This window comes from Streptococcus penaeicida (genome assembly GCF_002887775.1).
GTDB classification, from domain to species: Bacteria; Bacillota; Bacilli; order Lactobacillales; family Streptococcaceae; genus Streptococcus; species Streptococcus penaeicida.
In genome coordinates, this window is sequence record NZ_LOCM01000030.1 from 1 (window position 1) to 12,798 (window position 12,798).

A 12,798-nucleotide genomic window follows, 5' to 3' on the forward strand; every position below is an offset into this window, starting at 1 on the left:
GGTTTGGTCCTCATGGCCAATAATCTACTGAAATACAATAAGAGAATGATAAGAAATTAAAAACAGAGAATCACATCAAACGTGAGTCTCTGTTTTTATTAGTTATGAAGACTTTTGTCCCAGCCTCATTTTAGTTTGTCTTATTTTTGGAGTTTTTTTAATAACTTATCTTAGTTTTCAGTAGATTTTTCCATTATTTCGCCGGTTTTAGCATTTACAGTGTATTCATACTCTTTATTGTTAGCTGTAAAAGCTACTTCATAAGTGCTAGTTGTTCCATCCATATCTTTTTCAATTGACATCATAGATGTATCTGCTTCTTTAACATTAGCATCTTTTAAAACAATACTTTTAGCTTTATCTTGGGAGATAGAGTCCTTAGTTAAATCTTTAGCTCCGGATAATCCTTTGCTATCAGTAGATTTTTCTATAATTTTACCAGTTTTAGCATTTACAGTATAATCATATTCTTTTTTGTCTGTATCAAAATCAATTTCATAAGTAGCTTTTCCGTCTTCTTTATCAGACTTAATTTGGAAATTAGACACTTCTTTTTTACTTAGTTTAGCATCTTTTAATGCAATATCAGTTGCTTTATCTTCAGAAATACTTTTGCCTGTATTACCCTCAGAGCAAGCTGTTAAAATTAGAGCGGATAATAATACTAGGGTAGATGTAAATGTTTTTTTCATATAATCACCTTTTCTAAATTTATTTAAATATATTATACCAAGTGACCACTTATTTGTAAAGAGATATGGTCTTTTAAAAAAATGACATACCTATGGATTTCGTCAAAAAATTGTAAAAACATTCACTAAGTGTTTTATTTATTTGTTTAATATGTTAATTTATTGTATTCCTACATCTCCTTAAAAAATCTAATTCGTTTACTTATAATATTACTTTGCCTGATAATACAGGTAGTTTTATAGAACAAAGTAATGTTTCATTACCTGTTAAATTATAACTGCTTTATTTTTGTTAACAGTAGCATTTATAGAAGTTATTAAAGTTGGGATAATTTTTCTATAATAAGTATTTATAAAATAGGTAACCAAAGAGTGCACTGAACCCTTAAATTAAGACATAAGAAACCACTCCAGTTGAAATCTAGTAAACTAGAATTATAGAGTGTTTTAATTATGGTCTAAACATCATAATTAGTGGAGATAAAATTTGTGAATCGGCTACACTATACTATATATGATTTATTCCTTTTTTGTATTTACACAAGATATTTTACACACCAAATTAAAATTGGAGGAAAAATATTAAATACTTTATGTTATAATTTGAACAACAACATTGAACTAGTCAATTCAATGTTCAACGGTGAGTCTTTGTATATTTGAAAAATCTATTTATTGGATCATTGAGTTTTTATTAGAGTAGTTTTATTAATATAATACATACGAGAGAGTATAAATTCAACTAATAAAAAGTGAAAAAGGAGATTATATGTTTTTAGCCATAAATGAACTAAAAGAATCGAAACTTAGATATTCCTTGATTGTAGGGTTACTATTTCTAGTTGCTTATCTTATGTATTTTTTATCAGGTTTAGCCTATGGGTTGATACAGGAAAACCGATCTGCTATCGATTTATGGAAAGCAGATACAGTTTTGTTGTCTAAGGATGCAAATAGTACTCTAAATTTATCTTCTATAAAAATTAGTGAAAAAAATAATATTGAAGCATCAAAATTAGCAACTTTAGCTCAAAGAAGCACAGTTGCTTGGAATAAACAAGAGCCAAAAGAGTCAGATAAAGAAAAAGTTAGTATATTTGGTATAAATAAGGATGAGTTTTTAAAACCTAAAATTATCAAAGGACGTTCCATCACTTCTGATAAGGAAGTAATTATTGATAAGTCTCTTGCAGATAAGTCTAATTTTAAACTTAATGATAAAATATATTTAGCAAACTCGATCCAAAAATATGAGATAGTAGGTATTAGCCAGAAAGCAACATTTAATGTTTCTCCCGTTATTTATATGACACTTGGTGGTTTTAAAAATATAGATTCGTCAGTCCAATCACTATTGACTAATCATGATATAAAAGTTAATGCTTTTGTAATAAAAGGAGAATTGAAAAAATATGATAAAGATAAATTTCAAAAACTATCTCTTGAAACTTTTATAAAAAAATTACCAGGATATAGTGCTCAGACAATTACATTCGGTTTTATGATCGGATTTTTAGTTATTATTTCAGCCATAATTATTGGAATTTTTATGTATGTATTAACAATTCAAAAAGCACCGATTTTTGGAATCATGAAAGCACAAGGTATTTCGAATAAAACTATTGTAAATGCTGTATTAACACAAACTTTTTTACTAAGTCTATTTGGAAGTAGTTTAGGGCTTTTAGCAAATTGGGCGAGTTCCCTAATACTTCCACAAACAGTACCATTTCAAGGGAACTGGTTCTTTTACGGTATTATTTTTATGAGTATGATACTCTTTTCTATTTTAGGGACATTATTTTCTGTATTTGCTATTATCCGAATAGATCCCTTGAAAGCGATTGGATAGGAGAACAATATGAATGTTTTAGAATTTAAAAATGTAACGAAGTCCTTTAAAGATGGTCAAACACAAATTGTTGCCCTTAAAAAAACGAATTTTAGTGCAGAGCGAGGCCAGTTTATAGCTATAATTGGACCTTCCGGTTCAGGAAAATCTACTTTTTTAACAATAGCCGGTGGTTTACAAACGCCATCAAAAGGACATGTTATCATAAATGGGAATGATTTTACTTCTTTAAATGAAAAAGAAAGATCAAAATTGCGGTTTAAAGATATTGGATTTATTTTACAAGCCTCTAATTTGATTCCTTTTTTGACAGCTAAACAGCAACTTGAATTAGTTGATAAACTAATGAAAAATGAAAATAATCAATTGCAAGAATCTTTATTTGAGGATTTAGGTATTACTCACCTTAAAAATAAATTACCAAGGGACTTATCAGGTGGTGAAAGACAGAGATTAGCTATTGCCAGAGCACTTTATAATGATCCAGCTATTGTTTTGGCAGACGAGCCAACGGCAAGCTTAGATTCAGAAAAAGCTTATGAAGTTGTAGAACTTTTAAAGAAAGAGTGCAAGGAAAAACAAAAGACCGTCATTATGGTAACACATGATAGAAGGATGATTGAATCATGTGATAAAATTTTTGAGATACGTGATGGTGTATTGAAGCAACAAAGATAAAATCATTAATAGTAACATTTTATATTCAGATGGTTTAAAAATTTATTTCATATAAACGAAGGACACATCATTTGCATATTTAGAACAAGTAACGAAAAAGTTACTAAAATCTCAAAATTACTTAGTTTTTAAGTTAATTTCCAAAACTTAAACCTTATTAAATAAGTGTTTGTTGACTTTAAAAAGTGTTTGGTAGCACTCAAAATCCAGTGCCTCACGGACGTGTCGGTTCGACCCCGACCGCCGGTATAATTGAAAAGACAAGGTTTCTATACTTTGTCTTTTTGATTTTTCAAAGTTCAATATTTGATTTACCTTTATTCACAACATCTTATCCTAAAATTTGATATACTATAGTAAAAGCGGTTACAGGAGAAAAGTTATGGAAATTAAAGAAATTATGACTATCATTGAAGACATGAAAGTCGGAGTCTTTGCTACAGTTGATAAAGATGGAAAACCACATGCACGGCATGCACACATTGTTGCTGCAAATGAAGAAGGTGTTTTCTTTATGACCAGTCCTAAAACGCATTTTTACCAACAGCTTATGGGTGATGAACGCATTGCTTTGACAGCCATGGTCGAAGATGATTATCTGACACAGGTTATTCGAATTGAAGGAATGGCTCGCCCTATTAATAATGAAGAATTGCGAACCATTTTTGCCAATAATCCCTACTATAACTTTATCTATACTGACGAAGAAAGTAATACTATGCAAGCATTCCAAATCTATGACGGTGAAGGTTTCTATCACAGTATGACGCAAGGTCATAAGTATGTTTACTCAATTGGCACTACCAAAGAACCATACATTAAATCAATAACATAAGGCATACAAAACATTATAGGCTGGACAAGAACTGAAGTGACCCCCAAAAGTTAGACTAAATATTTAAACAAAGGATTGAGTTCTGTATTGCACAGGACTCAGTCCTTTTAATGTTAGTTTGATTCGTTTAGTATTGTAGTAGTTGATATATTCTGAAATAGCTTTTTTCAGTGCTTCAAGGGAAGTAAATTCTTTCTCAAACCCATAAACATTTCTGTTTTCAGTGTTCCAAAGAAAGATTCCATCATGCCATTGTCTAAGCTATTGCCTTTACGAGACATTGAGGGTTTCATCCCATGGATTAAGAACATTTGACTGAGGATGTGGATTTGGAATTGGTAAAGAGATTAATAAACCGATAAAATAATATTAATTTAAAGAAACAGTAGAGGCTGTTTCTTTTTCATGATTAACATCTCAGAAGACTTCTATTGTATTTTTGTTTTACAAGTATGTGTTTCTAGGCTTGAACCCCTCCCTTCATTGAGTGACGTTTGTTTTAATATTAAAAAAATATTAAGTCTTTTCTAATTTTATGAAATAAGCATTGCAGAAATCGATTTCGATAGTGTATAATGTAATAAATTAAGCGAGCTTAATAAAAAAAAATAAACGGAGTTAAAAACATTTGCCGATTAGAAGGATAAATATGAAAGAGAAAAAAATCTGTAAAATTGCTATTTTAAGTTTAGTTTGTCCGCTAACCTTACTTTTAACTAGTCAGGCAGCAGCAGCTGAATCACAAAATGAAAACACAAGTAATTATCTCTCCAAGGTAAAAGCTGATGAGTCTCGTTCTCTAGAGGTGGAAAATGCTAGTAATTCCTCGAGTCCTATGTCAATTTATGAAGAGAAAGCAACAAATCAGTCTTCTGCTTTTGTTGAGCAAACTAATTCAGAAAATGAAAGCACTAATAAGAGTGAGCCTCTACCTACAAATCATGTTAATTTAGAACAGCCAATAAGGTCAGAAAATGCTGATGAGGCTTCTAGTCATGGAATAAAAGAATATGAAATAGAATTTGATCAGAAAACCAAGTATGTTAATGACGAGCTAATTGCAATGTTAGCAAAAAAAGAGGAAAAAGGGAAACAGAGCCTCAATGATTCCAAGGTTAATATTCAAGTCCCAGAACAATTTTCTTATTATTTAAATAAACTGGTTGGTGTCAAGAATATCAAGGAAATTGCTAATACAAATTTAGAAAAGTCAGAAAAAGAAGCTCTCACTAAATTAATTGATTCCTATATTAAATCGACAAATGATCGAAAGTTTGATGGACGGGGAATTGTCATTGCTTCTGTCGACTCTGGTGCAGACGTTAATAGTCAGGATATGACAATTGATCAAGATCCAAATGTTAAAAAGCATTTAAAATTAGCAGCTAATAAGGACTTGGGTTTTACAGAAAAAATCCCTTTTGGTTTTAATTATTTGACTGGAACATACGATATAAAAGACCGAAGTAATCGTCCGCACGGGATGCATATTGCTGGTATTTTGGCTGGGAACTCAAAAATCCCTGGAGGCTTTAAAGGTATTGCACCAAATGCACAAATTTTATCCTATCGTGTTTTTTCAACGGAACCTAAAGATGAAGATAATCCATCTTATGTCGGTCCAGATTCAAAATTCCATGCTATTGATGACGCTATTAGACGAAAAGCTGACATCATTAGCTTGAGTATCGGTGAACGAGCAAGTGGTTTATCTGATGATGACTTTTACGCCGCAGTTAAGAAAGCTACGGATGAAGGTATAATTGTAGTTGCGGCTATGGGGAATTACGCAGGTTCAGCTTCCACCAATTCTTACGATACTTATGTTGATAATGAATATAGATTAAAAGACACCTCGACAGCGGTAGGAGTTGCGGCAACAGAATCAGCAATCGGAGTTGGGTCGATCAACAATATGGTTGTTCCACTACCAAGAGTTTTGATTGATGGGAAAGAGTACCCATTCACAGAAGTTGGTGCACATTCTATTAAGCGCTTACCAAAAAACAAAGAAGACTTCGGCATTATCTATTTAGGAAAAGGGACACCAGAGGATATTGCCAAGTATAATCCAAATAATGACAGTTATAAGGATAAAGTCGTTCTTATTCAACGTGGAGATGAATCTTTAAAAATGAAAGTTGAGCGATTTTTGAAAAACTCAAAAGGTGTTATTTTAGTGAATGAGATTGTTTCTTCTACACGTGGAAATTATCATAGGGCACCTGTTATGGGATATGATGACTTGGATTTAAAACAAAATTGGGTTATTTCATTATCACATGATGACGGTAAAGAGTTAATTGACAAGGTCCAAAAGCTTGGAAACAAAAAAGTAAATCTCCAATTTAAAACGGAGCTTAAGCCATATATTATTGCTGATCAAAACGGTGTTTCTGGCTTTAGTAGTTGGGGGCCAAATTTTGGTTTAGAAATGAAACCTGATCTTCTTGGACAAGGAGAATATATTTATTCTACTAGGAATGATGATGACTATTTCATTAGTTCCGGGACATCAATGGCATCGCCACACGTTGCCGCTTCAGCAGCTTTGCTATTGCCTAAAGTTAAAGAATGGATTAATCAGAACCCAGAATTAAAAAGCCGCTTTCAATTAACTAACAGTGATATCATGAAAATTTTATTGATGAACACGGCAACTCCATTAATTAATCATCAAGCTTCTGATCTGGGAAAAGAGATTGAGCATTCTCCTCGACAACAAGGGGCTGGTTTTATCAATGTGAATAAAGCTTTTAACTCTGAGGTATTAATTAGAAGTAAGCGAAGTGGTGGAGCATCATTAGGTGAGATAGGTAAGGACCACTCCTTTACTTTGACTTTACATAATATGAGTAACCAAAGCCAAACTTTTGACATTGAAATGGGAGATATTTTTACAACAAGTGTTAAAGAAGTCACTCGAGATGATGAGTATGGTCCAGTTAAAATAAAAGCTGTCATTCCGAATATCCTAAGTGATGTCAAGTTGTCTGGTCCAAAACAGCTTACTTTAGCAGCCAAGGGTAGTATGGAAATCACCTTTAATTTGCAAAGTTCGGAATTAATTAATGATTTCATTGAAGGCTATCTTTACTTCAAGTCACATGATGGAAAACATCCACATTTAAGTGTTCCATTTATGGGATTTATGGGGGATTGGAATAGTGAGGCAGTTTTAGACAAGCCCGCGTGGGATAAAGACGCTAACACACATCTTGTTGAACTTGTTAAGGAAAAATATCTGGAACATGATAAAAACGATTATGAGCCTCTAATTAAACATGAGTCTGACGAAGCAGTAAATCCGAAAGATTATGCGATGACAACGAATCTAAATCGTAAAGTTGGACCACGACTTATCTTTTTAAGAGATGCTAGTGACTACGATGTAGCCATTGTTAAAGGAGAACAGAAAGATCAGCTTGTCCGTGTTTTAAAAGTTGGACATTACCCGTTCAAGTATATGGAAAGTACTTACCGTGAGAGTGCAGACCTTAAAGCTAAGTTAGAAAATATTGACAGCGATATCTTATGGGATGGTAAAATCCATGACGAAAATAGCTTTGGAGAATTGAAGAAAGCTGATCCGGGCCAATATTATTTTAGAATTCGTGCTAAAGCTGGGAAATCGGATGAATTCGAAACTATTTATTTACCAATTTTAATTGATAATGAAAAACCAGACTTTGACTTGAAGTATAAAAAGCAAACACTTCAAATTAGTGCGACAGATAACCATAAAGTTGAATCCGTTAAGGTATCATTAGAAAAAGGCTATAGATATGAAGCTTTAAATGTAAGCAAAGACCAAAACGACTCCTATGTTGTCGAAATTCCGAAAAAAGAAGGAGGACAAGTCACTTTAAGGATTGTAGCGACTGATATTGCAGGGAACGCCTGTGAAAAAACAGTAGTCCTTGACCAAAATGGGAAACTGACGGTTAAAGAAGAGACGCTTTCAAACTATAACTATCAGCCTAAAAAATCAGATGATGATTATGATGAGGCTGAAAATGACCTCCATAGTCTAGCTAGACACGAACTAGAAGATAGAGCAGACTCAGATGATGATGACGATGACTGGAGCGATGACGAAGAGGATGATGAAGACTCGGATATAGATGCTCATAATATAGTATTGACGCATGGAAAAGAAATTACTTTGCATACACTAGCTAGTCTTCAAGAAAATCATATTACTTATGATGATAACTCAAAAATAGCAACTTTAGACTATGCTATTTATCTTAAGAAAGGCTATCAAGCTCGTGTTAGAAATATCAATACTCAATACAATAGCCTTCAAAACAATCTTTCGGATCCATACAAAGCAATGTATGATACAACACTCAAATATGAAAACGACTCTTATAATAAGGAAAGTCAGGAGTATAATACTAAAAAAGTTCCGGATAAGCTCAAATTGGCAAATGGGAATAATCTCGTTTATGTTGATATTCTTGATGAGAAAGGTTCCACAGTCTTTCACAAAAATTATTTCATTTTTGTAGACTTAGAAACTCCGACTTTAGAGTTACTCAACAAAGAGGTCTTTAAAGACGATGAAGATTTAACTCCTGTATTAGATACTTCTAACGATTCTGACGATTTGGATGATTTTGAAAATGACAACGAAAGTGATACCTCACAACTAGGATATTATAAAGGTATTATCAAAACAAATACCAACCAACTTACTATGAAATTTAGTGTAAAAGATAATCTTGATTTTTGGAAACTATACGTCAATAATGATATGATTGATTCCTTTAGTTTAGACGGCTATTATCAAAAAAATCAAAAATTTGTGTCCTATACAATGCCAGTTAAAGATAAGCAAAAAATCTGTGTCAGATTAGAAGATAGGTATGGAAATAGCGATGAAGACCATTATGTAGTTGTTATTGATCCGACTTACCAAGATAAAAAGAATGTGATTCAAGCAAGTACACTTGTAACGGCAAAAAGTTATTGGAATCAAACAAGTACTCTGCCTGTTAAAGTTAAACAAGGTATTCTTGAAAGAGGAAAAGAGTACTCAATTAATGACTTAATAGAAGTTGGAGAAGGCACTTCTTATAGTATTAAAGAACCATTATCAACACAGCAAGAAGGGATTCAAAAACTGAGTATTGAATTATTTAAAGGCAATACACGACAATTCCAAATCCTTACATTCACTATTACAGATCCACAATCTGATAATATTCAAAAGAAGGAAATTAAAGATTTGCCACTAACTGAAGATGAGAGCCAAAAACAGGTAGATGACTTAAATAGTCAGGAAGTAATACAGGTGCAAGACGGTTTAAATATTATTAATCCTATACCACTTAAAATAAAGGAAACTCAAAAACATCAACAAAAAGTGCAGGGTAACAGAGGACATACCTTACCAGAAACTGGAAGCCGAGATGATTGTTCTAAGCTTGGTGCACTGTTTAGTGTAGTTATGTCTCTGGCAATATTCCTAAAAAATCCAATTAAAGGTAAAAAATTTTAGTGGAACATCTCAAAACCTATGGCTGTATTAAGGTCATAGGTTTTTTAGCTAGTTAATTTTTGGTGCTAGAACTTGTCATCTGAAACTGAGATATTAGTAGTGTTTTTGTCAAAAAACTCAGTTAATCGATAAGATTATTGTTAAAAGGAGTATAATGATAAGAATAGTAGTAAAAAGTTTTTTAATCATTTGATTTCTTGTGTAAAATAGGGAAATTGTTTTCTTGAAATGAAAGCAGGTTCAAAAAGTGAATAAAATTAAAAATATGATTGCCTCTTGTCCAGAAATAATGGCTATATTAGCCATTATTAAAAGTGTTGGGTTAGAAGATGCTTGGCTTTGTGCTGGAACTTTACGCAATTTTATTTGGAATCAACTATCCAATAAAGCACAAGCTCTAACGACGGATGTGGATTTGGTTTTTTATGATCCTTATTTAAGTTATCAGGAGACAGTGGAATTAGAGAAGAAAATCAAAACAAAATATCCTCAGTATGACTGGGAAGTAAAGAATGAAGTCTACATGCATATTCATACCCCAAATGCTCAGCCGTATCAAAGTGCCAGGGATGCCATTTCTAAGTTTCCTGAGAAATGCACCGCTATTGCAGCTAGATTAAATCAAGATAAACAAATAGATCTCTTTTTGCCATATGGTGAAAATGATATACTAGCATTTAAAGTCAATCCGACCCCTTTCTACCAAGAAGATCCGGAACGCCACAAAATATACAATCAGAGAATGCTCAAAAAGAATTGGAAGAAGATCTGGTCACAGCTTGAAATAAGTTATTTTCCTGAATAAATTAATTTGCAAAAGAAAGGATTTCTATGTCAGTCAATCTAGAATCTTATAAAGAGATGTTATCTCAGCCCTGGGGTAAAATTCAATATGAATTAACTTTTGCCCAACTGGCTTATATCAAAAATCAGAAAATTCTAGATTTCGGGGCAGGCTTTGGCTTGACCAGTCAATTCTTAGCCAAAGAAAATGAGGTTATCGCCATCGAGCCCAATGAGGAGATGCTTGATCCCCAGACACCGCAAGATTTTCAGAAAATTTTAGGAAGCATCAAAAAGGTAGAGGAGTTAGAAGCTCAGTCTTTCGATCTGATTATTTGCCACAATGTTTTGGAATATGTAGCTCCACAGGAACGTGCGACCTATTTGCAGGCACTAAAGCGTGTCTTGAAGCCAGATGGTCAACTATCTATTATTAAGCACAATCAGGCCGGTAAGGTCATGCAGGCAGCAGTTTTTGAAAATCGAATCGATAAAGCTTTAGGTCTACTTGACGGTGAAGACTTTGAGTCGGTGTCTTTCACGCAAGGCACTACTTATTCTTTAGAGGAATTGCTGGACGCTTCTCAGATGACCTTGGTCAAGTATCAGGGACTTCGCTGCTTTTATAGCCTCCAACCTAATGCCTTCAAAACAGGCGACAATTGGCTTGCAGAAATGACCCAGCTAGAATTAGCCGTCTGTGACTTAAAACCTTACAAAGATGTTAGCTTTTTACAACACATTTGGTTAAAAAATTAATTCTTTTTTGAAAGCCTATATTAGCTAAAAACTAAAGGGAAATACCCCTAAGCTATAGTTAAATATGATAGCTAACCCCCTTGATTTCCCATTTGTTTAGGAGTATACTTCATCTCATATTAATTTATGAGAAGGTATATGAGAATGGAAAATATATTGGAACCCTTTTTTGCTCTTCTTGGCTTTGCCTTTTTAGTGGCTCTCGTTTACTTCCCTTTTAAGGGGAATATTGATGCTGCTAAGGCAGTCGGTGCTCTATACGTCGTAAGTTTCCATGATGTTGATAGACCGATTGACTTGAAAGAAAACAAGAAGTTGGTGGGAAAAGTTAGGATTGTTTCTAAAACAAGTGACGGCAATTCATACAATGTCCAGTCTAAAATGAATGACAAAAGCTTAAGAGAATTTTTGATGCAGGAATATGGTCTGACCAAACATCAAGTTGTGGTTGCCATTGGCTAAAAAGTAAAAAATGTATTTCATAAATGGCTCAGTTGATAAGAATCAGCTGGGTCTTTTTTTTATATACAAACTTTCCCTTGACTTAAAGTCCACTTTAAGGTGTATACTTAATTTAAGTTATCAGAATAATTAAAAAATATAACTGGTAAAGTATAAGGAGAAATTATATGAAAGCAACAATTTTCCAAGAAGCAGGCCTAGTTCAAGTTGAAGAAATTGCAAAACCTGTCATCCAAGAAAATGATGATGTGATTATCAAAGTTGTCAGAGCTTGTGTTTGCGGTTCTGATTTGTGGGCATACTCACACGGGGACAACAAAGCAGCACATTCCATCAATGATGGCCATGAAGCCTTAGGTATTGTCGAAGAAGTCGGTTCGGAAATCACAACAGTTCAACCAGGTGATTTCGTCATTGTTCCTTTTACCCACGGATGTGGGCATTGCGATGCCTGTCGAGCTGGCTTTGACGGCACATGTGATAATCATCCCGGTTACAGTAATTGGTCTAATGGTTTCCAATCAGAATACATTCGCTTCCATTATGGCAATTGGGCCTTAGTAAAAGTTCCTGGTCAACCTTCAGACTACTCTGAAGGCATGATTAAATCATTGCTGACGCTGGCGGATGTTATGCCAACTGGCTATCATGCTGCTCGTTGTGCACAGGTTTCAGCCGGGGATAAGGTTGTTGTCATTGGAGATGGTGCTGTTGGTCAATGTGCGGTTATTGCTGCTAAAATGATGGGAGCTTCTCAAATTGTTTTGATGAGTCGTCATCAAGACCGACAAGAAATGGCCTTAGAATCGGGCGCTACAGCAGTGGTTGCTGAACGTGGCGAGGAAGGGATTGCTAAAGTAAGGGAAATTCTCGGCGGTGGTGCGGATGCTGCCTTAGAATGTGTTGGTACGGAAGCAGCCATGGATCAGGCTTTAGGCGTTCTTCATAATGGTGGTCGTGTTGGTTTTGTTGGTGTTCCGCACTATAATAACCGTCCTTTGGGGTCTACCTTTGCTCAAAATATCTCTGTTGCGGGCGGCTCAGCATCCGTGACAACCTATGATAAAAAAGTCTTATTGAAAGCTGTTTTAGATGGAGATATTAATCCAGGCCGTGTCTTCACCCAAACCTATGATTTGGCCGATGTGAATCAGGCTTACCAAGATATGCAGGACCGTAAAACCATTAAATCAATGTTGGTTATTGGCGAGTAAATCACCAATAAGCTAGA

The 12,798-nt window shown here is 34.0% G+C and carries 9 protein-coding genes and 1 pseudogene; 8 read left to right on the forward strand and 2 right to left on the reverse strand.

Annotation, left to right across the window (positions count from 1 at the left end):
• Positions 1–170: 170 nt before the first annotated feature.
• Positions 171–692 (reverse strand): PepSY domain-containing protein, encoded by a 522-nt coding sequence (locus AT575_RS07950; protein WP_004347212.1) that lies wholly within the window; start codon positions 690–692, stop codon positions 171–173.
• A gap of 769 nt (positions 693–1,461) precedes the next feature.
• Here AT575_RS07950 and AT575_RS07955 point away from each other — a divergent pair.
• The 3 genes from AT575_RS07955 (at position 1,462) to AT575_RS07965 (ending at position 4,057) form a co-directional block, all read left to right on the forward strand.
• A complete protein-coding gene (locus AT575_RS07955) occupies positions 1,462–2,544 on the forward strand; it encodes an ABC transporter permease (protein ID WP_102777886.1) in 1,083 nt (360 codons plus the stop codon).
• A gap of 9 nt (positions 2,545–2,553) precedes the next feature.
• A complete protein-coding gene (locus AT575_RS07960; protein WP_102777887.1) occupies positions 2,554–3,222 on the forward strand; it encodes an ABC transporter ATP-binding protein in 669 nt (222 codons plus the stop codon).
• A gap of 382 nt (positions 3,223–3,604) precedes the next feature.
• Entirely contained in the window at positions 3,605–4,057 is a 453-nt protein-coding gene (locus tag AT575_RS07965; RefSeq protein WP_102777888.1) for a pyridoxamine 5'-phosphate oxidase family protein, read from the forward strand.
• Positions 4,058–4,120: 63 nt separating this feature from the next.
• Here AT575_RS07965 and AT575_RS07970 read toward each other — a convergent pair.
• Positions 4,121–4,353: pseudogene (locus AT575_RS07970) on the reverse strand (transposase); the annotation flags it as partial.
• A 353-nt stretch (positions 4,354–4,706) separates the two neighbouring features.
• On the opposite strand from AT575_RS07970, the gene AT575_RS07975 reads away from it, so the two are divergent.
• From AT575_RS07975 to AT575_RS07995, 5 genes are all read left to right on the forward strand, one after another.
• Positions 4,707–9,563, forward strand: a complete 4,857-nt coding sequence (locus tag AT575_RS07975; RefSeq protein ID WP_102777889.1) for a S8 family serine peptidase — start codon at positions 4,707–4,709, stop codon at positions 9,561–9,563.
• A 247-nt stretch (positions 9,564–9,810) separates the two neighbouring features.
• Positions 9,811–10,368 (forward strand): nucleotidyltransferase family protein, encoded by a 558-nt coding sequence (locus tag AT575_RS07980; RefSeq protein ID WP_102777890.1) that lies wholly within the window; start codon positions 9,811–9,813, stop codon positions 10,366–10,368.
• A 26-nt stretch (positions 10,369–10,394) separates the two neighbouring features.
• Complete coding sequence (locus AT575_RS07985) at positions 10,395–11,105, forward strand: class I SAM-dependent methyltransferase (RefSeq protein WP_102777891.1); 711 nt, start codon at positions 10,395–10,397, stop codon at positions 11,103–11,105.
• Positions 11,106–11,249: 144 nt separating this feature from the next.
• Entirely contained in the window at positions 11,250–11,567 is a 318-nt protein-coding gene (locus tag AT575_RS07990; RefSeq protein WP_102777892.1) for a hypothetical protein, read from the forward strand.
• A 167-nt stretch (positions 11,568–11,734) separates the two neighbouring features.
• Entirely contained in the window at positions 11,735–12,781 is a 1,047-nt protein-coding gene (locus tag AT575_RS07995) for a zinc-binding dehydrogenase (protein WP_102777893.1), read from the forward strand.
• The last annotated feature ends 17 nt before the right edge of the window (positions 12,782–12,798 follow it).

Excerpts from the sequence above, each read along its gene's own strand:
- AT575_RS07950 (WP_004347212.1), bottom strand. The coding sequence starts at position 692 with ATGAAAAAAACATTTACATCTACCCTAGTATTATTATCCGCTCTAATT.
- AT575_RS07955 (WP_102777886.1), top strand. The coding sequence starts at position 1,462 with ATGTTTTTAGCCATAAATGAACTAAAAGAATCGAAACTTAGATATTCC.
- AT575_RS07960 (WP_102777887.1), top strand. The coding sequence starts at position 2,554 with ATGAATGTTTTAGAATTTAAAAATGTAACGAAGTCCTTTAAAGATGGT.
- AT575_RS07965 (WP_102777888.1), top strand. The coding sequence starts at position 3,605 with ATGGAAATTAAAGAAATTATGACTATCATTGAAGACATGAAAGTCGGA.
- AT575_RS07975 (WP_102777889.1), top strand. The coding sequence starts at position 4,707 with ATGAAAGAGAAAAAAATCTGTAAAATTGCTATTTTAAGTTTAGTTTGT.
- AT575_RS07985 (WP_102777891.1), top strand. The coding sequence starts at position 10,395 with ATGTCAGTCAATCTAGAATCTTATAAAGAGATGTTATCTCAGCCCTGG.
- AT575_RS07990 (WP_102777892.1), top strand. The coding sequence starts at position 11,250 with ATGGAAAATATATTGGAACCCTTTTTTGCTCTTCTTGGCTTTGCCTTT.
- AT575_RS07995 (WP_102777893.1), top strand. The coding sequence starts at position 11,735 with ATGAAAGCAACAATTTTCCAAGAAGCAGGCCTAGTTCAAGTTGAAGAA.